We start from the raw sequence: 20161 nt of genomic DNA, 5'->3' as shown, positions 1-20161 counted from the left end.
AGTCGACATGAATTCCGGCATGCTCACCCGTCTGCGCGAGGCGCTCGGAATCAGCGAGCGCGAGCCCGTGGACTCTGGCCTCAACCGCATCAACTCCCAGTTAGGGCTGGACAGATCCCCCCAAAGCCACGAGCCGCGCAAGGCCGCCTCCATCCAGGTCGAGGCCACTGCGGCGCATCCCCGTTCCATCTTCTTCTCCCCCGATATGGACGGCCAGGCCGATTCTGGCGAGGTCGTGTGGGTGTGGACGCCTTCGGAAGGCAAGCAGTCCCCTCCCCGCGAGCGCGCTATCTTGGTGGTCGGGCGCACCCGCACCACCGTGACCGGCCTGCTCATTTCCGCCAACCCAGAGCATGCGCTTGACGATGCCTGGCTGGAAATCGGCTGCGGCGAATGGGACGCCTCCGGGCGCAATTGTTGGGTGCGCTTGGACCGTTTATTGGAGGTTTCCGAGGAGCAGGTGCGCCGGCAGGGCATCCTTTTTCCAGAACGCAGGTTCGAAAGGATTGCCAACCGCTTGCGCTCGCGCTATCACTGGGCGTAGTTCTGCGGCGCGGCGCCCGCAGACTTGGCTCGTGCGCGGTTGCGCTGCTATTATTTGCAAGTTACTTACTTTCCGGGCGCGTTGGTCGGGGCGGGCAGGACCTTGGGTTCGCTCTTCGAATACCAACGCCGAGCGGTTTCCCGCCCTTGGCGGGGATCGCGGGACACGTCCGGCGGGTTTGTTTCTGAATTAATCATCTTCGATTATCAAGAGGTATTTTTCATGGCTAATATCAAGTCCAAGCAGAAGCGCGTTCTGACCAACGAGAAGTCTCGTCAGCGCAACAAGAGCGTGCGTTCCGCGGTTCGCACCGAGATCCGCAAGTTCCACGCAGCCGTAGAGACTGGTGACAAGGCTGCAGCTGAAAAGCAGCTGCGCGTTGCTTCCCGTGCGCTGGATAAGTCCGTTTCCAAGGGCGTCTTCCACCGCAATGCTGCTGCTAACAAGAAGTCCGGTTTGGCTACCGCCTTCAACAAGATGGACTAGTAACTAGCCTTCTTGTCTCCCCCGAACAAAGCGCTGCCTGCGTGCAGCGGCTTGTTCGGGGGATTTTTTATTGCGCCGTTTTCATTGCTCGTGATGGGCCTAGGCTAGATCATCGGCAAAGTAGGCCTCGAAGATCTTGCCTGCATCTGCATAGGCCACCGACAATGATGTCCGGCCATGGGTTTCCACAAAAGTCTGGATGGCGGTTTGAAACTGCGTGTGGATGATATTGACCGCCGGGATGAGCCGAGAATCCGAGGCCTTCCACCCCTCGCGGGCTTGCAATGCTCGGCGAATGTGCATCATGACGCGCTCGTTTCGGCGCCAGTACATGGATAATAATTTCCCATCCTGGGAGAGTGCTCGGGCGGTCAATTGGGAGATTTCTGGGAAATGATTGTTGCCCACAGCGTGCTCGAATTCCGCGTTTGCCATGATTGCAGAATCCTCCCGCAGGCTGCCGGTGGGCAGGCCAGCGGCGAAGTTTTGCAATTGCTGGTCGAATTTTTCCGAAACTTCCGGTCCGAGTACCGCTGACTCCTTGTCCTTGACGTAGTTAAAGAGGGTGCGCCGAGATATCCCGACGTCGTGCGCAAGCTCTTCCATGGTGAACCCGTCATACCCGCGGTCAATGACGAGCCGCAGCGCTGCGACGCGGATCTCTGAAATGCGCGGCATACTCTCTCCCCTCTTCCTCACGATATTCAACCCGTGGAAACCCAACAATTCAACCCCATAAATATGGTATTTTTCTTCACTTTATAGTCTTTCTGCCCACCAAGAAAACCGACCCTTGGTAGGCTTCCCTAACCTCCTTAAATCGCCGAAGTTACAGCATGTCAACGCGGCGTTCCCAACCCACGACGGCGAACCAGACGCCGAATCAAGCACTAAAGCAGGCGCTGGAGCAGGTGCTTGATCGCCGTGATATTTTGCACTGCAACACTTAGTTTATGGGCCTGTATGTTCGAAAGGGTGATGGTGTTCGTGTCTGCGGGGGCGGCTAAGATAGGTGACCAATGAACAACGTCAAGCCTCTGGTGAAATGGGCCGGCGGGAAACGCCAGCTCTTGCCGCATATTCACGCCGCCCTGCCCGCTGGGACACCGCGGCGTTATTATGAACCCTTCATCGGCGGTGGCGCGGTTTTATTTTCGCTCACTCCGGCCGCAGCGCGGGTCAATGACCTCAACTCGGAGCTCATCAATTTATATAAGGTAGTGCGCGAAGGCGTCGAAGAACTCATTAGCCTGGTATCGACCTACCCGAACGACGCGGATTTTTTCTATCAGCTGCGCGCGGTAGACCGCGATGCAGAACGGTTCGCGGCGCTATCTGCTACAGAGCGCGCCGCGCGGACGCTGTATCTGAATAAGACCTGCTATAACGGCCTGTACCGGGTAAATTCCGCGGGGCAATTCAACGCGCCTTTTGGCCGTTATAAGAACCCCACCATCTGTGATGCGGATACGCTGCGCGGGGTCCACCAGTATTTTCGGGACAATGACATCGCCTTCACGCAGGGCGATTTCACTGCGGCGGTAGCAGATGCCGGTGAAGGAGACTTTGTCTATTTCGATCCGCCTTATGACCCGGTCAACGTCACCAGCTCCTTTACCGGTTATCAAAAGGGCGGTTTTGACCGCGCGGAGCAAGAGCGCTTGAAGGCGGTGTGCGATGACCTCAATGCCCGCGGCGTGAAATTCCTCCTGTCCAATTCCGCCACGGAGTTCATCCGCGACCTCTACGCGGATTATTCCATCGACACTGTTGCGGCCACCCGCGCCATCAATTCCGTGGGATCACGCCGCGGCAAGGTAGATGAAGTGCTCGTGCGCAATTACGAGGTGGGCCATGAGTAAAGCACCGAGCACCCAGGAGCAGCGGGAGCTTCGCGCGCTTTTCGGAGTCCCAGAGGGCGAAAAGCTTGGCCTCGATGATTGGGGATGGCTGCGCATCATGGCCGCAAGGTGTGGCGAGGAGCTGGAAGAAAACGGATACTTCTACCTCACGGCCAAGGAGCTAAAAGAGCTTTCCGGCCGGGAACCGCGGCTGATGGCCAAGCACGATTTTTCTACCTCGCGCCCGTGGATTTTCAAAGAACTGGGTTTGGGTATTCTCCCGGTGAGCCGCAGCGAATACTTCGTCGGGCCGTTGGACCTGTACGAACGGTTCCCGGACCCGACCCACGCCGGGCCGAGTTCTGTGCGCACGTTGGACATGCCAGCCGGCCTTGACACCCTTGACATCGAGAGCGTGAACTCGGAATCGATGGCGTTAAATGTGGCATCGGCAAGCGGCATGCTTGAGCACTTCTTGGGGTGCGAGCCATTGCAGGCCACCGTCGCCGGGCGCATGTCGTCGCTGGAAATGACGATTCCAGTGCCGGATCTGGGGCTGGAAGTCAAGGTCGACCGCGCGCAGATGGAAATCGACGGCGGCTTCGAATCGCTCGAGCATTTGGTGCTGGTGGAGGCGAAAAATCACATCTCCGAAGATTTCAATATCCGGCAATTGTATTTTCCGTACCGACGCTTCCAACAATGGCTATCTAAAGCCGTGGTGCCCGTCTTTTTGGTCTACTCGAATGGGATTTTCCACCTGTATCGGTACGATTTCACCGATCCCGCGGATTTTCGCAGCATCGCGCTGGTGGACCACGCCCGCTACGCGCTTAGCGCTTCGCACCTCAGCGTGGATGATGCGCTGGGCATTATTGGCTCCGTCGAGGCTGAGCCGGAGCCGGCGGGGATTCCCTTCCCGCAGGCCAATAGCTTCGAGCGCGTGGTCAACCTGGTGGAGCTCATTGCGCAGCAGCCGATGAGCAAGGAGGAAATTGCGGAGCAGTACGACTTCCATCTGCGCCAGGCAGACTATTACGCCAATGCGGCCTGCTATCTCGGGCTGCTGGCGCTTGCTGATGGCCACTATCAGCTCACCCCTCGCGGCGAAAAGGCCATCACACAGCCGCGGCGCGATGGGCGCAATGCTGCCCTGCTGCGCGCGTTGGCGGCGCGGCGGGTATTCCGCCAGGCGCTGGAGATGAGCCTGCGGCGCGGGAAGGTGGCCGAGACGCACGAGATTGCGGCGTCGATAGAAGGACTCGGCCTGGGCGCTGGCACGGCGAGGCGGAGGGCCTCGACGGTGGCGCGGTGGATCCAGTGGGCGCTGGATGTGGTGGCAGAGGGCGAACCTGAGACTCTGCCGGGGCTTTAAGCCACGAGCTGCTGTACACCAGCGACCACGAGCGCGACGCCGGCGATAATGAAGAACAGGCCCGATCCGATATCGATCCACGGGCCGGCGGCGATGAGCTTGCGGCGCACCGCATTCGTGGAAATCACCGTGGCCACCACGAGGAAGAAGGCGAAGGCCGATAGTGCCAGCGCCAGGGTTAAGGCGATGGCCAACCACAACGGTGGGGATGCCGGCAGCTGCGGGGCGATCATGGCGGCGAGGAACAACACGATCTTCGGGTTAGACAGGTTCGTTGCCAGCCCCATCTTGAAGGAATGGCGCAGCCGGCCCAGCTTGGCCTCGGCGTCCTCCAAATCAACGGGCGGGTTGGTGCGCTGTTCGAGGCCGCTGCGCAGCGCCCGCCATCCCATGAAAACGAGGAAGCTGCCGCCGATTGCCTGGACCGCCCCTAAGATTCCGGGGAAGGCGGTCAGAAGGGCGGCCGCACCAAAGACCGTGGCACCACACCAGAACAACACGCCGATTTGAATGCCCGCGGCCGCAGCGATGGCGTGGCGGCGCGACTTGGTGGCATAGCGGGTGACCAGGATGATATCTGGGCCTGGCGAGGCCACGCCCACTAGGTTCATCAGGAGGATGGTGAAAAAGGAAGTCCAGCTCACTGCGCGGACTCGCCTTCCAGGCGACCGAGCAGATCCTCGCGGCCAAACATGCGGGCCGAATCGATGGCGGTTGGCTGGCCGGCGGTAGCGGAGGCGCCGGCGTTTAGGAGGGCATCGATAACCGCGTCTTCTTTTTTGAAGATCGCACCTGCCAGGGGCGATTGGCCGCGATCATTGAGCAAGTTCACGTCGGCACCGGCGCCCGCCAGCGCGGTAACGAGATCCGCGTGGCCGTGGTAGGCGGCAAGCATGAGAAAAGACTGGCCGTCTTGGTTGACCAGATTGATATTGACGCCCTGGTCAATATAGTTCAGGAGATCCGGGTTTCCCTCCCGCGCCATGTCAAAGAGCCGACCGGCGAATTCTTGCACTTGTTCCTCAGACATGGGCTCTAGCTTAACGTGCCAATTCCGCGACTCGTTTTACGGCCGCCTCAACGGCGAATTCGGGCTCACCACCTTGGCCTTTAACGGCGGCATCCAGTTCGGAGACGAGGATGACGGCGGCGGTGATGTCATCGGCGGTCCAGCGCCTGGCTACGGGCTGGGTCATTTTTACAACGTACGGGGCAAGCCCGGTTTGGCTGGCAAGGGTGTACTGGTCCCCGCGGGCGGAATACAGGCGCGCGATGGCGCCGACCTTATTGGCCAAGGCCGCAGCGATGGCCACGGGGCTGGCGCCGAGCTGGAGGGCGCGCCGGCAGGTGGAGACGGCGGCCTCGACGCGGCCGGCGACGGCGACATCGGCAATGTCCCAGTTGGCAACCTCGGCCACGCCGACGTAATAATTGCGCACCGCTTCCTGCGTCACGTTGCCACCGGTATCGGCCACGAGCTGGGAGATGGCGGAGGCAAGCTCGCGGAGGTCGGAGCCGACGCCGTCGAGTACCGCGTGCACGACGTCCGGGGTGGGGCGAACGCCATGGGAGGCAAACTCGCGGGTGGCCCACTGCCCCAGCTCATTGGGATAGAGCGAAAAGACCTCGTGCACCTCCGCAATCTTGCGCAGCTTCGCCACTAGTTCGGGCGCCTTCTTCTTTTTCTTCAGCGTTTTCGCGGCCACGGAATAGACCACCACCATGGTCATGCCCGGCGCAGGATTAACGCAGGCGCGCAGGATGATATCGACTACCTCTTTCCCGGCGCGTTCGCAGTCCGTGATGACGATGACGCGGTTATCGCCAAACAGCGACGGGCTGGTGGCCTCCAGGATTTCGCCCTCGGAAACCTCGGAGGCCTTGAGCATCATCAATTCGGGGCGATTGGCCTCGCCTTCGGCCGCGGCCTTGTGAATGGTGTGGCGGGCGCGTTCGGTGAGGAATTCATCGTCGCCGAGAATGAGGTGTACGGGAGGCATGTCCATCATTTTAGCGCTAGGCGGCAAACAGACCCAGACAAGCGATAACCCCCGCCAAGGTCAGCCATGGCCGGTAATACAGCAGCCCTGCGATGACCCATCCGTACGCGAGGAGCGTAAATAGCGGGTGGGCGGTGATGGTGACCACGGGCAGGCTAGCCACGCCGTGGGCGATGGTATTGATCCACCACGCTGCGGGTTCGATGAGTTTTAATAATCCCGCGGCGACGATGCTCAAGGGGCCTAGCTGCGCGGCGATGGCCGCGAGCAGCCCTACCACGGTAATGGGTGCGGTGGCGGGTGCTACCAAGACATTGGCGAGGACCGAGACGACGGATACCTCGCCGGACATGAGGGCGATAAGCGGCAGGGTGAGGATATCGGCGGCAATCGCCACGGCAATAGCGCGCAGGAAGATGGCGGGCCAGCCGGTGACCGCGAGCTGCGAATAGATAAGCGGGCTTAGCATGACGATGCCGAAGGTCGCCGCGCACGATAGCGCGAAGCCAAAATGCACCGCGAGGTCCGAATCCACGAAAAGGAGGGTGAGGATGCCGAGGCTGAGCGCGTGGATGGGTTCCATGGTGGAAGAGTGCAGCACCGCGAGCAGGCCTACTACCCCGGCGACAGCCGCGCGCTGCACCGAAGGTTCAAGTCCCACCAAGACGACATATGTGGCTAACGCGGCCAAGGACACCGCCACCCTGGTGCGCGGTCCGGCGGCGCACGCGGCGCAAATGATGGCGGCGAAGGAACAGACGATGGCCACATTGGCACCGGATACAGCGCTGAGGTGCGATAGCCCGGTATCGATGTAGAGTTCGCGCTCGGCGGGACTTTGCAGGGAGGTATCGCCAAGCACCATGCCTGGGATGAGCCCCTGGCTGCTCGGGCCTACCGCCTCTAGTACGACCGCCCGGAAGTTATCGGCCACCCGTGCGGCCCAGCCGGCCAGGCCCGAAGATGGCGCGGAGATACTCAGGTGGGAGGCGTTGGCTATCACGTTCCCGACTCCGGGTTGGTCGGACTCGGAAAGCTGTACCGCTGCCGTGACCTGCGTTCCGGCGGGTGCGCTCAGTGGTTCGGGGCTAAAGACCGGAAGCTGCGCGGGATAGCCCGGAACATCGAGCCGGATGAGCCAGCCGCCGGTGCTCGTTTGGGTCGGCGCGGTGACCACGCGGCCGGTAATCTCGCGGCCGAAGTCGAAGGCGGCCGCTCGCGCCTGCCGCACGGCGGCTACGAAGGCGGCGGCGCTGGCGAGCACGCCGCAAAAGATGGCTTGGCCCCAGTGCCGGGCGAGCAGGCATATTCCTACGACACTGCCGATGCACGCCACGGTCCACCCCTGCCCGAAAACCAGCACCGCGATGACCGCCACCCATGCGGTCAAGGCGCCGGGCAGCAGGCGGAGTTCTTTCATCGCGGCGTGGCCTCTTCTGCTTACAGCTGCACGTTATATTTGAGCTTGGCAAACTTGGCGGGACCAATCCCGCTGACCTCGAGGAGTTCCTCGACGTCCTTAAATCCCCCGCGCTCTTCACGGAAGGAGACGATGGCTTCCGCGGTGACCTCCCCTACCCCGTTGAGATCCATGAGATCGGCGGCGGTCGCGGAATTAAGGCTGACTTTATCGCCGCCGGCGGGTGCTGCGATGGGGGCATCGGCAAGCGCGGGGTCGGGCGGAGCACCTTGGGGCAGGATGTGGAGCTGCTGGCCATCGGCAAGCCGCTGCGCTTGGTTGAGCGTCATGGTCTCCGCCTCCGGCAAAGGCGTGGCGGCCGCGAGGGCATCAGCGACGCGAGCACCGGGCTCGAGGGTCTTCAGGCCAGGTGCTGCAACCTCGCCGACGACGGATACGACGATTTCGCTAGCCTCCGCGCTGAACTCGGCGGTGGTACTGCCCATCGCCGCGGGTTCGGGCATGCCGGACTCATCCGAATTGCGGGAGCTCAGGCCCAGCCAGATAATGACGCCCACCACCACGATGACGGCTATCGCGCAGGCTTGCCAACGGCTGATGCGCACGCGCGGGCGCGGGTAATCGACCTGGAGGAGTTCTTCCTCGCCGGTGGGTTGGGTAAATTCGCGGAGTCGTTCGCTGATCTTGGGTGCCGCCATAGCCCACAGGCTAGGAAGCCGCCGCGTGCGGTGCGAGAACGTGGGCAGAGGCGCTGTGGATAAGTCGTTGTAGGAGGCAACCAAACGGGTCCTGGCGGGATAGTTATCCACAATCAGGGGCGCACAGGCCGTAGGGCTTCGCCCGTGCGTGCGAGGGCCTAGGAGCTAAATACCGCAGATACCCCAATGGCGGAGGGCCCAGCGTGCACGGCGAGCACCTCGGTTAAGGGCGTGGTGATAAAGGACGTGCCTTCTGGCAGAGCATCGCGCAAGAGGCCCTGCAGCTTGTCCGCCGCTTCGCCGGCCTGGTTGTGCTGAATGGCGATGAAGGCGGGCTCGCCGGCGGCGCGGGCGGCGATGATCTCTACCACCTTGGTAAAGGCCTTGGTTTGCGTGCGGGTTTTTCCCACCAGTTCCAGTTTGCCGTCCACGATGGACATAATCGGCTTGGTGGCTAGAAGCGCGGTGGACAACATGGCGGTGGCGGCAGACATGCGGCCTGAGCGGCGCATATCCTCCGTGGAATGCAGGTACACCCAGGTAGCCGCGCGCTCGATGCTGTCTAGTGCCGCCGCGTGGCATTCTTCCAGCGCTTTGCCCTGTGCTGCCTTGGTGGCCGCCGCCATCGCCGCCGCGCCCATGACCATGCCGGCAGAGCCGGAATCGATAACGCGAACCGTATCGGGGAAAACCCCAGCCGCGGCCACCGCGGCCGACCACGTGGACGAAAGCTCCTTGGATAGGTGAATGGCGATGACGCCATCATCCTGTGCTTTTTCCATCTCTCGGCCGTAGGCAGCGGCCAATTCGAGGGAGGAAAGGCCCGAAGTGGTGCGCAGTTTTCCGCCCTTATCCTCGCTATCCATCACGTGCAGGTCAATGACGGTGATATCGAGTTCTGCAGCAATCTCTGGGGGCAGGCTGGCCGCGGAGTCAGTAATGACGCGAACGGTCACTAGGTATCTGCCCCTCCATCACCGGTGACCTCGCCACCCATATTCCAGCCATCGAAGTACCACTGCGCGCTCGTCACCGTCTGCGGCGTAAATTCCAGCGAGGTCACGGGGGTTTCCGGATTGAAATCCGGGCGGGCGGTCAGTTGCGACCAGTGGGTATTTTTCAGACCGGATAAAATGCCGTACTGGCCGTGATCCAGACCCAACAGGTGGCACGTCAGCGCGGAGATGGCGCCACCGTGGGCGACGATGAGCACGGCGCCGTCATCCCAGCCGGAAAATTCCTGCATGAGCTCGTCGACTACCGGGCGTGCGCGCCGCGCCACATCTACGCGGGACTCGCCTTCTGGCGGCGCCCAAGTGGGATCGTGGCGCCAGATTGCGCGGGCGCCAGGGAATTCTGCATCCACTTCGGCAGAGCTCTTGCCTTGCCACTGCCCCAGATTGGTCTCGCGCAGGCGGGGATCCGTAGAAAAGTCCAGGCCGAGCGATTCTGCCACCACCCGCGCGGTTTCTCGCGCGCGCTGCAAATCGGAGGCGACGATTTTTACCACGCCCTGATCCCGGAGCAGGCGCGCGGCGGCGCGGGCCTGTTCATATCCGACATCGGAAAGCTCAGTGTCCAAGTGGCCCTGCATGCGGCCGGAGGCATTGTAGGTGGTTTGTCCGTGGCGGATCAGAATCAGGCGGCGGCTCATGGTGGGGTTAAAGCTCCTCGTCCTCGCCAGGGGCCTTTTGCGCCAATGGCAGCTCATCAATGGAATCCACGGTGCGCGGGTTAACGCCATTAGTCCAATCGCCAGGGCGCTCGGGTGGCTCAATGCCCTCAATGTCCACCAACGGGCAATCGTGGTAGAGGCGGTCAAGCCCGTAGTGCTCGCGCTGATCGGTGCGCTGCACGTGGATGACGATATTGCCATAGTCCAACAGCACCCATCGGTTTTCGCGGTTGCCCTCGCGGCGCTGTGGCTCAAAGCCCTGGGCCGTCATTTGGTCCTCCACCTCATCCACGATGGAGCCGACCTGGCGCTCATTATCGGCAGAAGTCAGCACGAAAACCTCGGTGATGGCAAGGACATCGGAGACATCGATTGCTGCGATATTGCTAGCTAACTTGTCCTGTGCGGCATGTGCCGCGGTTGCCGCCATGCGGCGGGCGAGATCAGAAATAGACAATGTATAAAAATTCCCTTTTCGCGTCTGGTGAGGAAGTGTCTTTTAGCTGTCTATTCTTGCACGTTCGGCGCGATTGTGCCCAAACTTGAACTATAAAGGTTTATCCGGCTGCGCCGAGTAGAGATTATTTTTGGTGATGTATTGCACCACTCCATCCGGAACCAGGTACCACACCGGCTGGTTTTGCGCGGCCCGCTCGCGGCAATCCGTGGAAGAAATGGCCATGGCGGGGATATCGATGAGGTTGATATCTTCCCGCGAGTCGGCCGGCAGCATGTCTGTACTCAGCTCGTAGCCTGGGCGCGTAACACCCACGAAGTGCGCCATTTCCAGCATCTCTTCCCAGTTATGCCAGCTCATGATGGACTGCAGGGAATCCGCACCGGTGATGAAGTAAAATTCGGCACCCGGAAAAAGGTCACGCAGATCGCGCAGGGTATCGATGGTATAGGTAGGGCCCTTGCGGTCAATATCCACGCGGGAGACGGTAAAACGCGGGTTGGAGGCCGTTGCCACCATGGTCATCAAATACCGGTGCTCCGCGGCGGTGACCTCGCGGGAGGCCTTCTGCCACGGTTGACCGGTGGGTACAAAGACTACGGTATCGAGGGCAAAGCGGTGCGCCGCCTCGCTGGCGGCGACCAAGTGGCCATTGTGGATTGGATCAAAGGTGCCGCCCATGATCCCAATGCGCTGGGAATTAGTCATGGCTGGAGAGTATAGCCGCTACCCTGCTGGGGAGTTAAGCCAGCCACGGTATCGGCCACGCGGGCATTGTCCTGTTCCACCGCCGCATCGCCCTCACTTTCGCGGAAATACGACGCGTGGTGGGCGGCCTTAGTGGCTAGGGCGTCTTTGGCATTGCGCAGGTTGAGATCACAAACGAAGTCGCCGGCAAGGCAGTAGTCGATACGGCGATCGGCCGGCAGTGCGGCACTGTGAGGAATGAGATATCGCGGAATCGGCCCGGCCATGCCGCCGGGACGCCGCAAGGGATTGCCCAGGTAGATCGCCCCGGCGAGCTTGTCCTTGGACGCGAGGTAGCGCTCCGCGCTTGTGGCGATAATGGCTCCTTGCGAATACCCAGCGGTGATATAGCGCGGGCTGCAACCCGTTTCCTCTTCGTACTGCTCCACCACGCGCGGCGCGTTGTTCATGCCGCTGCGCAGGCTCTGCACAAAGCCAACGGTGACCTGATAGATCAACTCGTGCAAGGGGTGCTCCAACAGCACTCCGCCCAGGCGTCGCATCAGCTGCAGCGGGCGCAGGTTTTCGCCCTCTTGGGCCAGCGGTGGCAGGTTCATCGAGGCTGGATATGCATCTGCATCCAGCGCCAGCACGTAGGCATTACCCATGGTGCCGGGGTGACGTTGTTCTACCAGGTGGAAGAGCGCTGCGAGGTTGGGACCTTCATAACCATTGGATTCCGCGCCCTGTTCCGAGTAGCGCTGTGGGCCGAAATACTCACCGTGTTCCTCGTTTTGGTCCGAGCCGCGTGCGGCAAGGAAAACGTAATCGGGACAGGTCTCGGCCTGCGTGTGGGGCTGACCCGCCGCCGCGGCAGGGGCGAGCATAGACATGCCAAGCGCCGCCGTGGCGGCGATAGTTACGAAACCAGCGGCGGCGCGAGAGCGAGGAAAAAGACGCATATTCTTATGGGCGTACGTGACCGGTGCCTTGGAGGACCCACTTGGAAGAGGTCAGCTCCGGCAGGGCCATTGGGCCACGAGCGTGCAGCTTCTGGGTGGAAATACCGATTTCTGCACCCATGCCGTAGACCTCGCCATCGGTGAAGGCAGTGGAGGCGTTGAGCATAACGGCTGCGGCATCGACCTCGTTGCCGAACTTAACCAAGACGTCCGCATCCTGGGCCGCGATGCCCTCGGTGTGGCCGGTGGTAAATTCCGCGATGTGCGCGATGGCAGCGTCAACGCCGTCAACCACCTTGGCGCAGATGTCCATGGACAGCGACTCTTCGCGCCAATCCTCCTCGGTGGCCTGGACAACGTCCGTGGCACCGAAGCCCTCGAGCTCGTCAACGTCACCGTGGACGGTGACGTCTGCATCTTGGAGGGCGCGGACGATGCGCAGCTTGGTGGCATCATCAAGCGCAGCATCAATAAGCACGCACTCGGTGGAGTTGCAGACCGAGGTGCGGCGGGTCTTGCCGTTGATTACCATGTCGATGGCCTTGTCCATATCGGCCGAGGCATCGATGTAGAAGTGGCAGTTGCCGGTACCGGTCTCGATGGCTGGAACAGTAGCGCCGGTAACCACGGCCTCGATGAGCTTGGCGCCGCCGCGGGGGATAACCAAATCCACCAGGCCGCGGGCGGTAATCAAGTCTTGGACGGAGTCGTGGGTCTCACACGGCAGTAGCTGGACTACCTCGCGTGGCAGATCAAACTCTGCAAGGGTGTCCTGCAGAAGCTCCACCAGCTTGGTATTGGAGTTGCGCGCGGACTTGGAACCGCGCAGCAGCGGCACATTACCGGACTTCAGGGCGAGGCCGAAAGCATCCACGGTGACGTTCGGGCGAGCCTCGTAGACCATGCCCATCACGCCGAGCGGGACGCGCACCTGCTTCATCTGGATGCCGTTATCCATGGTGCGGCCCTGCAGGATCTCGCCTACTGGGTCTTGCAGGCCAGCGACCTGACGCAGGCCATCTGCAATACCCTCGACGCGGGCAGCGTCCAGGGTCAGGCGGTCAATGAGGGAATCGGACATGCCGCGTTCGCGACCTGCCTCAATATCCTGCTGGTTAGCAGCAAGGATGTCATCGGTGTGGGCAATAAGATTTTCAGCTGCGCGCTGCAAGATTTCATTCTTGCGCGGCGTGGACAGCTGCGCCACGACGGGCGCAACGTCCTTAGCAGCACGGGCTTTGGACAGAACTTCTTCGCGTTCAGTGTTGCTCATGTCATACCAGAGTAACGTACCTGCCCGAGTTTTTCAGCCGCCCGTCTTTTACCTCGCACTTTTCCTCAATTGTGCGGGCTACGCAGTGAAATCTCCTCCCCTTCCCTCGCCCGAAACTGCAGTAAAACTCACAGGTTCAAACCCTAATGTTCATTACCTTGAAAATGATACTTGGGTATGTTTATTCTTTGCTTAATAGGTTTCACTGCAAAAAAGGAGCATTTATGAAAAAGAACGTGGCCAAGCTGGGCCTGATGCTGACTCTGAGCGGGCTCGCCCTCACCGCCTGCAGCACGAATGACGGCGGAAACGATTCAGACGCGGGCTCCGGTTCGGGCGTTGATCAGACCATCAAGGCTGTTGCCACCACCACGCAGATCTGCGATTACCTCACTCAAATTGCTCAGGGTGGCATGACGCTGCACAAGGTGGATTCCAGCGGCAAGGAAACCACCGAGGGCGATGGTGGTACCACCCTCGATCTCACCTGCCTGTTGGCGCCGAATGCCAGCGCTCACGAACACGAAATGACCCCGCAGCAGATGAGTGCCATGGCGGATGCGGATTTCCTCTTTAAAAACGGCGTCGACCTCGAGCACTTTCTCGATAATGCCGTGGAGTCCTCCGGCTTCGATGGCGAGACTATCGTCACCGCAGGCGATGACGATTCCAACCACAAGATAGACCTTCGCCCGTGGCCCTTCCCCGGCGAGGACGGCGAGGAACCAGAATTCACCCACGACCCACACGTATGGACCTCCCCCAAGAACGCCAAAATCCAGGTACAAAACATCGTGGATGCCTTGGCCGATAAGGAACCATCCGTGAAGAAAGTCGGTGAAAAATACACCAAGCAGCTCGACGAGCTGGATAAATGGGTCACCGAGTCCCTGGAGACCGTCCCTGAGCAGGAACGCGTGCTCTTTTCATCGCACGATGCCTTCGGCTACTTCTCCAACGACTATGACGTGGAATTCATCGGATCCGCGCTCACGGACTTCAATAACCAGCAGGACGCTACTTCCTCGCACATCGAGGACGCAGCCAAGGAGGTCCGCGATTCCGGCGCCAAGGCTATTTTCGCGGAAAACTCCAATAACTCTAAGTCCATCGAGGCCATCGCCCGCGCCGCAGGTGTCAAGGCCATTACGGATGAAGACGCCCTGTACGGCGATTCCTTGGGCGTGCCAAATAGCGACGGTGCAACCTACATCGGCTCCATCATCCACAACGTCACCACCTTGGTAGATGCCTGGGACGGTGAAGTGGCCGATCTGCCAGAAAGCCTGGACGCCGCGCAATGAGTGCACCGCTTTTAAAGCTTTCCCATGCCTCTTGCGGCTATGGCACCACCACCATCGTGGACGATGTCTCCTTAACCATCCACGAAGGTGAGGCCATCGCGCTGCTGGGGGCTAATGGTGCTGGTAAGTCCACGCTCTTAAAGGCCATCGCTGGCCTTGCCACCCTGCGCGGCGAGCACGAGCGCACGGCGACGCTGGGATATGTTCCCCAGCACCACACCTGCGATCCCACCTTCCCCATCACCGCCTGCCGGGTCGTGGAAATGGGCTTGCTCAACAAGGCCTCGTGGTGGGAGCGTATGGGCAGCATGCGCCGCCTGCGCCCGCAGATCACCCAAGCGCTAGAGCTCGTCGGCATGGCGGAAAAGGCGAAGACGCGCTGGGACAAGCTCTCGGGCGGGCAGCGCCAACGCATATTTATCGCCCGCGCGCTCGCCGCACACCCAGACCTCGTACTCATGGACGAGCCCTTCAATGGCCTGGACCAAGACAGCAGGCAGGTGCTTTTAGGGATCATCGCCAAGCTTAAGGAAAGCGGGGTTGCCCTGCTCATTTCCACCCACGATCCCATTTTGGCGCAGCGCGCCTGCGATGCCGGAATGCTCATCGTGGACGGTCACAGCGAGGTCCTTGATACCGAGGATGCAGTCGAGCGCTACCTGGAGGCCACGTCGGTATTTCAGGGGGACATGTGACGCTTCTGCTTACTGCTCCCTTTATGCAGCGCGCGGCCCTGTTTTTGCTGTGCGTAGCCCTGACCGGCGCGGTGATCAGCGTGGTGGTCAACCTGCGCCGCATGGAATTTAGCGTCGAGGCGCTGGTCCACTCGGTATTCCCGGGCATCGTCATTGGCCTGGCCGTGGCGGGCTTTCCCGGCATCTTGCCCGGCGCCGCCATAGCTGCTGGCGTCGCAGTGCTCATTTTGGCGCGCCTTAATTCCGGCAGCGACGGCCACGATCATGAATCCGGCACTGCGGTGGTGCTGACCTTGATGTACGGCATCGGCGTGGTCATCAGCCTCGCCGTAGGGGATCGTTCCGGCCAGCTAGAGGCCCTTATGTTTGGCCGCTTGCTCGATATCACCACTGACCGCATGATCCCCTCGGTCATCTTGTGCCTGGTTGCCGCCCTGCTCATCCTGGCCACCTGGCGCTCGCAAGTAGCCGTCGCCTTTGACCGCGAATCCGCGCGCGCCACCGGCATCCGCGTGGGGCTAATCGATGTCACTGCCAACGTAGCGGTGGGCCTAATCGTAGTCGCCGCGAGCTCCGCCATTGGTGTGTTGCTCGTCTTGGGTTTCGTCGTGGTACCAGGCCTGGTCGGGCGCGTCTTAGCCAGCACCCCGGTGCAGATGCTCCTGTGGGCATTGGTCGGCGCGGTGCTAGCCGTATGCGTGGGCCTGTGGCTCATGCTTTCGGTAACCTCCCACCAGATTTCCCCGCAGGCCATCGTCGCGCTGTCGCTGTCCCTAACCGTTCCGCTCGCACTTTTAGGCAGGCGCATATGGGGGTCTTAACATTGCCATTCCTCGAAGCCATCGCGGTGGGCTGCCTTTCCGGGTTGGTAGGCACGCTCATGGTGCTGGGCAACCGCGTCTTTTTTGCAGAGAGCCTTTCTCACGGCACCTTTCCCGGCGCGGTTATCGGCGTCGTCGTAGCCAATGCGCTGGGCGCCAACTTGAGCGATGGGCTCATGCTCGGCTCCGTGGCGGTCTGCATCCCATTGGCGATTTTCATGCATTACCTGGGCAAGGTGCGTGGCGTATCCTCTACCGCTGCGGCGGGCACCACGCTCACTCTGGGCTTTGCTCTGGGCATTTTGCTGCTGCGTTGGTTTCAGCCGTTGCCGCTGCACGTCGATAGCTTCCTGGTGGGCTCGCTAACTACAGTTAACCACCGCGATGTCGCCGTCGCGGCCGGACTGGTCGTTATCTGTTTGCTGGCGGTATTGGCCTGCCGGCGCCGCCTTTTCCAGGCCTATTTCGACCCCAGCACGTCCCCGCATAGCGGGCTTTACGATGCCCTGACGCTCGGCCTTATCTGCTTGACGATGGCTGCGGTCATCCCCGCCGTCGGCACCATCTTGTCCATTGCCCTACTCGTGGCCCCGGCCGCGGGTCTGCGCCCGTGGGTATCGCGGCCGGAGGTGCTGCTTATCGGGGCTGGCATCATTGGCATCACCATCGCGGTCGCCGGGCTTTTTATCGCCGCGCACTTAAGCCTTTCGGCCGGCGGCACCATCGCCATTGTGGCGGGCGTCTTTTACCTCACCAGCATGGCGGCCTATAAGGCGGTTTCCTAGCGTGCGGCGCTGCAGGGCGCCGCACCGCGCCGCAACAGCGCGGCGAGTAGCACAGTGCTGCGTCGCAGGTTAATTGGTTGAGGCGAGGCGGACGGTGATCTCACGGGCGGCTACCTCCGCCAGCGACATCTCTCCGCTTTCGGTCTGCACCGTCAACAGGCCAGCCACGCTATCGCTGACGCGCAGCTCGTTGCCCAGCTCCACACCAAAGCGGTCGAGGTAGCGCAACAGGCCTGGATCCTCATCACAAACGCGCTCCACGGTCACGGGCGCATCGAGCGGGGCGCTGGCGAGCGTGAGTGTGCCGAGATCCTCGATGCCACCGCCGACATCGGGAATGGGATCGCCGTGTGGATCGCGGTCGGGAGACCCCAACAGCGCATCGATGCCGCCAATAAAACGATCGGAGCAGGCGTGCTCGAGGCGGTCAGCGTCCTCGTGCACCTCGTCCCAGGAATAATCCAGGGTCTCTACCAAGAAGGTTTCTAAAAGCCGGTGGCGGCGCACCATCTGCATCGCCAGCTCGCGGCCCGCAGGGCTCAATGAGACGCCCTGATAGCGCTCATGCTCCACCAGACCTTGGGAGGCGAGCTTTTTAATCGCCTCGGAGGCAGTGGGCACCTTTTGTTCCAGGCGGCCCGCCACATCCTTCAGCGCCACTGGGGCACCCCCGGAGTGCTCCGATAAGTCCCACAGAACCTTGAGGTAGTCCTGGCTACGGGTAGGGAGTTCTTCTAGGTGCATGTCCACCATCTTAGTAATCGTGCTTGTGTCGTCCTGGGATAAGTGTTAGGTTAATAGTAGTTCAACACGTTGAACTTTTAATTTCACTTGCCACGGACAGTGGGCGGTACGTCCTTTCTTCGGTACACACACGACGCACTCAGCCTTCGCTGTCCGTGGCTTTTGATTTTTCTAGTATCCCGCCTCCGGATCTACCTGGGTGGGCATGGACTCTCCCTTCTCCCACGCGGCGGCATTCGCATTGAAAATATCGCCCATGTGGTACTGCGCCACGTGCTTTGTCGCCCCGATGTGCGGGGTCATGGTGCAATTGGGCAGGGAGAGCAACGGGTGGCCATCGGGAAGCGGCTCTGGGTCCACGACTTCCAAGCCAGCGCCTGCAATTTCGCCCTCGCGCAGGGCATCCACGAGGTCATCGGTAACCACGGTGCTGCCGCGCCCGACGTTGATAAACAGCGCGGACGGTTTCATGGCGCGGAACTTCGCAGCATCGATTAGCCCCTCCGTTTCCTGCGTGGCGGGCAGGATGCAGAAAATAACATCGGCCTCGCCCCACACGTGCGCGGCATCAGCCATGGCCACCACCTCGTCGGCGCCCCCCCACGGGGCGGCCGGAGCGATTCACGGCGGTGATGTGGACCCCAAAGGGCTTGAGCAGGGCAATGAGCTGCTTGCCGATGCCCCCAGCACCCAAAATCGCCACCTTCTTCGGCCCCTGCTGGTCATAGATCCACTCCTGCGCTTCATCCAGCTCCTTAGCCACCGACCAGGTGCCGGCCTGTGTAAAGGCCTTGTGCTGGTGGGCCTGGGAGAGCAGGAGGCCCAAGGCGCATTCGGCCACCGGCTTGGCAAAGGCACCGGCGGAATTGCACCACGGCAATCCGTCAGGGGTAATCAATCCAGCATCAATGAGTTGGTTTACACCGGTAAAACAATGCTGCACCCAGCGAATATTGTCCGGCATCTCTGGAATGCGGCGCGGGCTGGGTGTGTTATTGACATAGACCTCTGCGTCTTCGAGGTTTTCTACGCGTTCGTGGCCGGCAGCGCTTAAGTCATCGACCATAGGCTGCCAGGTTTCTGGTCCCATAAAATACTTCATGGGACCAGCGTACGGCACGCGGCTAGATGCGCGAGGCGAAGTTGGAAAGGTAATCCGCGTGCACGACGGAGCGGCGCTTATCTTCTGGCAGCTCGCTCATCTGCATGCCCTTGATCGCGTTCAATTCCTCGGAATCGAAGCGGACCTCACCGCGGCCGATAACCTCGCCCTTCGGGCCCAAGATATCGATGATCTCGCCCTTGTTGAATTCACCGCGGACATCGGTAATACCCACGGCAAGCAAGGAGGTACCGCCCTTGGTCACGGCTTCCTTCGCACCCTCATCCAGGCGCACGGCTCCGCCGGTATCGGCGCAGTAGAGTGCCCAGAACTTCCAGGCCGAAAGCTGGCGTTCCTCGCGGGTGTGGAATACGGTGCCCACGGAGGCATCGGAAAGCGCGGGGCCAATGTTATCGGTGGAGGTCAACAGCACTGGAATGCCGCCGCGGGTGGCCAGGCGGGCGGCCGAGACCTTCGTGGCCATACCGCCGGTGCCGACCTTGCCGCCATCGCCTGCAACAACACCCTTGAGGTCCTTACCGGTGCGCACCTCGTCGATGAACTTCGCATCCGGCTCGGCCGGGTTCTTGTCATAGAGGCCATCAACGTCAGAGAACAGGAAGAGCGCGTCTGCGCCCACCAAATTGGCGACCAAGGCCGACAGGCGGTCGTTATCGCCAAAGTGCATCTCCGAGGTAGCAACGGCGTCGTTTTCGTTCACGATGGGAATGGTGCGCAGCTGGCGCAGGCGGTCAATGGTGCGCTGCGCGTTGCGGGCGCGATCGCGGTGCCCGGCATCGGACGCCGTAAGCAGCACCTGACCGATGGTGCGCTGGTAACGCGCAAAGGAACGGCCCCACTCATAAGCTAGGTGAACCTGGCCCACAGACGCCGAGGCCTGCTTCGTAGCCAGGTCGGTGGGGCGCTGGTGCAGGCCGAGCGGGCCCATACCGGCAGCAACCGCACCGGAGGAAACGATGATGACATCGGAGCGTCCCATGCGTGCGTGGACAGCATCAACGATGTGATCGATCTTTTCCTGCGCCACGCGGAAATTCTCATCCGTCAGCGACGAGGAACCAATCTTTACAACGACGCGCTTGGCCTCAGCGATAGAGTTGCGCAATTCGGATTCAAACCCGGAGGCTATCGGATTTTCATCAAGGGCTTCGGGGAACGGAGTATCAGCGGTAGGGCCATCAAACGGCTCTACGGGGAGCGGAAGAATGGGCTCTTTCTGTTGATCAGCAGACATAACTCAATAGTGTACAAAGCTTAGGCCGCCCGCCCCC

22 protein-coding genes and 1 pseudogene are annotated in these 20161 nt (G+C 61.2%); 8 read left to right on the top strand and 15 right to left on the bottom strand.

Going from position 1 to position 20161, the window contains the following annotated elements:
- Positions 1–7: 7 nt before the first annotated feature.
- Together ABRP88_RS03250 and rpsT are read left to right on the top strand one after the other, a co-directional pair.
- Positions 8–544 (top strand): type II toxin-antitoxin system PemK/MazF family toxin, encoded by a 537-nt coding sequence (locus ABRP88_RS03250; RefSeq protein ID WP_284770241.1) that lies wholly within the window; start codon positions 8–10, stop codon positions 542–544.
- Between the two features lie 222 nt (positions 545–766).
- On the top strand, positions 767–1030 hold the full coding sequence (rpsT, locus tag ABRP88_RS03245) for a 30S ribosomal protein S20 (RefSeq protein WP_023023493.1): 264 nt from the start codon (positions 767–769) through the stop codon (positions 1028–1030).
- 99 nt (positions 1031–1129) lie between these two features.
- On the opposite strand, the gene ABRP88_RS03240 is transcribed toward rpsT, so the two are convergent.
- On the bottom strand, positions 1130–1708 hold the full coding sequence (locus ABRP88_RS03240) for a TetR/AcrR family transcriptional regulator (RefSeq protein WP_284853581.1): 579 nt from the start codon (positions 1706–1708) through the stop codon (positions 1130–1132).
- 341 nt (positions 1709–2049) lie between these two features.
- Between ABRP88_RS03240 and ABRP88_RS03235 the strand changes: the two genes are divergently transcribed.
- Both ABRP88_RS03235 and ABRP88_RS03230 read left to right on the top strand, forming a co-directional pair.
- A complete protein-coding gene (locus ABRP88_RS03235; protein ID WP_284853582.1) occupies positions 2050–2892 on the top strand; it encodes a DNA adenine methylase in 843 nt (280 codons plus the stop codon).
- Positions 2885–4246 (top strand): type II restriction enzyme, encoded by a 1362-nt coding sequence (locus ABRP88_RS03230; RefSeq protein ID WP_349836142.1) that lies wholly within the window; start codon positions 2885–2887, stop codon positions 4244–4246. The genes ABRP88_RS03235 and ABRP88_RS03230 overlap by 8 nt, the downstream gene beginning before the upstream one ends.
- Here ABRP88_RS03230 and ABRP88_RS03225 read toward each other — a convergent pair.
- From ABRP88_RS03225 to ABRP88_RS03175, 11 genes are all read right to left on the bottom strand, one after another.
- Positions 4243–4890, bottom strand: a complete 648-nt coding sequence (locus ABRP88_RS03225; RefSeq protein WP_284770237.1) for a LysE family translocator — start codon at positions 4888–4890, stop codon at positions 4243–4245. The genes ABRP88_RS03230 and ABRP88_RS03225 overlap by 4 nt on opposite strands.
- Positions 4887–5276, bottom strand: a complete 390-nt coding sequence (locus ABRP88_RS03220) for an ankyrin repeat domain-containing protein (RefSeq protein WP_284770236.1) — start codon at positions 5274–5276, stop codon at positions 4887–4889. Before ABRP88_RS03220 ends, ABRP88_RS03225 begins: the two co-directional genes overlap by 4 nt.
- A 10-nt stretch (positions 5277–5286) precedes the next feature.
- Positions 5287–6255, bottom strand: a complete 969-nt coding sequence (holA, locus tag ABRP88_RS03215; RefSeq protein ID WP_349836140.1) for a DNA polymerase III subunit delta — start codon at positions 6253–6255, stop codon at positions 5287–5289.
- Positions 6256–6262: 7 nt separating this feature from the next.
- Entirely contained in the window at positions 6263–7666 is a 1404-nt protein-coding gene (locus tag ABRP88_RS03210; protein ID WP_349836138.1) for a ComEC/Rec2 family competence protein, read from the bottom strand.
- 20 nt (positions 7667–7686) lie between these two features.
- Positions 7687–8364, bottom strand: coding sequence for a ComEA family DNA-binding protein (locus ABRP88_RS03205; protein WP_284864521.1), 678 nt, complete (start codon positions 8362–8364; stop codon positions 7687–7689).
- Positions 8365–8522: 158 nt separating this feature from the next.
- On the bottom strand, positions 8523–9320 hold the full coding sequence (locus tag ABRP88_RS03200) for a DegV family protein (protein ID WP_284864522.1): 798 nt from the start codon (positions 9318–9320) through the stop codon (positions 8523–8525).
- Complete coding sequence (locus tag ABRP88_RS03195; RefSeq protein ID WP_284852270.1) at positions 9320–10018, bottom strand: histidine phosphatase family protein; 699 nt, start codon at positions 10016–10018, stop codon at positions 9320–9322. Before ABRP88_RS03195 ends, ABRP88_RS03200 begins: the two co-directional genes overlap by 1 nt.
- Before the next feature lie 7 nt (positions 10019–10025).
- Positions 10026–10469: a ribosome silencing factor gene (rsfS, locus tag ABRP88_RS03190; RefSeq protein WP_502879846.1), complete on the bottom strand. Its 444-nt coding sequence runs from the start codon at positions 10467–10469 to the stop codon at positions 10026–10028.
- 117 nt (positions 10470–10586) lie between these two features.
- On the bottom strand, positions 10587–11204 hold the full coding sequence (gene nadD / locus ABRP88_RS03185) for a nicotinate-nucleotide adenylyltransferase (protein WP_349836133.1): 618 nt from the start codon (positions 11202–11204) through the stop codon (positions 10587–10589).
- The gene (locus ABRP88_RS03180) at positions 11201–12145 is read right to left on the bottom strand and encodes a cutinase family protein (protein ID WP_349836131.1); all 945 of its coding nucleotides are present in this window, start codon (positions 12143–12145) and stop codon (positions 11201–11203) included. Before ABRP88_RS03180 ends, nadD begins: the two co-directional genes overlap by 4 nt.
- 4 nt (positions 12146–12149) lie before the next feature.
- A complete protein-coding gene (locus ABRP88_RS03175) occupies positions 12150–13418 on the bottom strand; it encodes a glutamate-5-semialdehyde dehydrogenase (protein WP_239268691.1) in 1269 nt (422 codons plus the stop codon).
- Positions 13419–13642: 224 nt separating this feature from the next.
- On the opposite strand from ABRP88_RS03175, the gene ABRP88_RS03170 reads away from it, so the two are divergent.
- Genes ABRP88_RS03170 through ABRP88_RS03155 form a run of 4 tightly spaced genes read left to right on the top strand, consistent with a single transcriptional unit; the run spans position 13643 to position 17023 of the window.
- Positions 13643–14722: a metal ABC transporter substrate-binding protein gene (locus tag ABRP88_RS03170; RefSeq protein WP_349836129.1), complete on the top strand. Its 1080-nt coding sequence runs from the start codon at positions 13643–13645 to the stop codon at positions 14720–14722.
- On the top strand, positions 14719–15417 hold the full coding sequence (locus ABRP88_RS03165; protein ID WP_349836127.1) for a metal ABC transporter ATP-binding protein: 699 nt from the start codon (positions 14719–14721) through the stop codon (positions 15415–15417). The genes ABRP88_RS03170 and ABRP88_RS03165 overlap by 4 nt, the downstream gene beginning before the upstream one ends.
- Positions 15414–16238: a metal ABC transporter permease gene (locus ABRP88_RS03160; RefSeq protein ID WP_349836125.1), complete on the top strand. Its 825-nt coding sequence runs from the start codon at positions 15414–15416 to the stop codon at positions 16236–16238. Before ABRP88_RS03165 ends, ABRP88_RS03160 begins: the two co-directional genes overlap by 4 nt.
- Positions 16226–17023: a metal ABC transporter permease gene (locus ABRP88_RS03155; protein ID WP_284796425.1), complete on the top strand. Its 798-nt coding sequence runs from the start codon at positions 16226–16228 to the stop codon at positions 17021–17023. The genes ABRP88_RS03160 and ABRP88_RS03155 overlap by 13 nt, the downstream gene beginning before the upstream one ends.
- Before the next feature lie 69 nt (positions 17024–17092).
- Here ABRP88_RS03155 and ABRP88_RS03150 read toward each other — a convergent pair whose 3' ends face one another.
- The 3 genes and pseudogenes from ABRP88_RS03150 to proB form a co-directional block, all read right to left on the bottom strand.
- On the bottom strand, positions 17093–17767 hold the full coding sequence (locus tag ABRP88_RS03150; protein WP_349836123.1) for a metal-dependent transcriptional regulator: 675 nt from the start codon (positions 17765–17767) through the stop codon (positions 17093–17095).
- 171 nt (positions 17768–17938) lie between these two features.
- Positions 17939–18869, bottom strand: a pseudogene (locus ABRP88_RS03145) (D-isomer specific 2-hydroxyacid dehydrogenase family protein).
- A 22-nt stretch (positions 18870–18891) separates the two neighbouring features.
- Positions 18892–20124, bottom strand: coding sequence for a glutamate 5-kinase (gene proB / locus ABRP88_RS03140; RefSeq protein WP_284770221.1), 1233 nt, complete (start codon positions 20122–20124; stop codon positions 18892–18894).
- Positions 20125–20161 lie beyond the last annotated feature (37 nt).

The sequence above is a fragment of the Corynebacterium sp. KPL2734 genome, assembly GCF_040225595.1.
In the GTDB taxonomy this organism is placed as follows: Bacteria; Actinomycetota; Actinomycetes; order Mycobacteriales; family Mycobacteriaceae; genus Corynebacterium; species Corynebacterium rhinophilum.
This window is presented reverse-complemented; position numbering and strand designations above follow the sequence as displayed.

Excerpts from the sequence above, each read along its gene's own strand:
- ABRP88_RS03250 (WP_284770241.1), top strand. The coding sequence starts at position 8 with ATGAATTCCGGCATGCTCACCCGTCTGCGCGAGGCGCTCGGAATCAGC.
- rpsT (WP_023023493.1), top strand. The coding sequence starts at position 767 with ATGGCTAATATCAAGTCCAAGCAGAAGCGCGTTCTGACCAACGAGAAG.
- ABRP88_RS03240 (WP_284853581.1), bottom strand. The coding sequence starts at position 1,708 with ATGCCGCGCATTTCAGAGATCCGCGTCGCAGCGCTGCGGCTCGTCATT.
- ABRP88_RS03235 (WP_284853582.1), top strand. The coding sequence starts at position 2,050 with ATGAACAACGTCAAGCCTCTGGTGAAATGGGCCGGCGGGAAACGCCAG.
- ABRP88_RS03230 (WP_349836142.1), top strand. The coding sequence starts at position 2,885 with ATGAGTAAAGCACCGAGCACCCAGGAGCAGCGGGAGCTTCGCGCGCTT.
- ABRP88_RS03220 (WP_284770236.1), bottom strand. The coding sequence starts at position 5,276 with ATGTCTGAGGAACAAGTGCAAGAATTCGCCGGTCGGCTCTTTGACATG.
- holA (WP_349836140.1), bottom strand. The coding sequence starts at position 6,255 with ATGATGGACATGCCTCCCGTACACCTCATTCTCGGCGACGATGAATTC.
- ABRP88_RS03210 (WP_349836138.1), bottom strand. The coding sequence starts at position 7,666 with ATGAAAGAACTCCGCCTGCTGCCCGGCGCCTTGACCGCATGGGTGGCG.
- ABRP88_RS03205 (WP_284864521.1), bottom strand. The coding sequence starts at position 8,364 with ATGGCGGCACCCAAGATCAGCGAACGACTCCGCGAATTTACCCAACCC.
- ABRP88_RS03195 (WP_284852270.1), bottom strand. The coding sequence starts at position 10,018 with ATGAGCCGCCGCCTGATTCTGATCCGCCACGGACAAACCACCTACAAT.
- rsfS (WP_502879846.1), bottom strand. The coding sequence starts at position 10,469 with ATGGCGGCAACCGCGGCACATGCCGCACAGGACAAGTTAGCTAGCAAT.
- nadD (WP_349836133.1), bottom strand. The coding sequence starts at position 11,204 with ATGACTAATTCCCAGCGCATTGGGATCATGGGCGGCACCTTTGATCCA.
- ABRP88_RS03180 (WP_349836131.1), bottom strand. The coding sequence starts at position 12,145 with ATGCGTCTTTTTCCTCGCTCTCGCGCCGCCGCTGGTTTCGTAACTATC.
- ABRP88_RS03175 (WP_239268691.1), bottom strand. The coding sequence starts at position 13,418 with ATGAGCAACACTGAACGCGAAGAAGTTCTGTCCAAAGCCCGTGCTGCT.
- ABRP88_RS03170 (WP_349836129.1), top strand. The coding sequence starts at position 13,643 with ATGAAAAAGAACGTGGCCAAGCTGGGCCTGATGCTGACTCTGAGCGGG.
- ABRP88_RS03165 (WP_349836127.1), top strand. The coding sequence starts at position 14,719 with ATGAGTGCACCGCTTTTAAAGCTTTCCCATGCCTCTTGCGGCTATGGC.
- ABRP88_RS03155 (WP_284796425.1), top strand. The coding sequence starts at position 16,226 with ATGGGGGTCTTAACATTGCCATTCCTCGAAGCCATCGCGGTGGGCTGC.
- ABRP88_RS03150 (WP_349836123.1), bottom strand. The coding sequence starts at position 17,767 with ATGCACCTAGAAGAACTCCCTACCCGTAGCCAGGACTACCTCAAGGTT.
- proB (WP_284770221.1), bottom strand. The coding sequence starts at position 20,124 with ATGTCTGCTGATCAACAGAAAGAGCCCATTCTTCCGCTCCCCGTAGAG.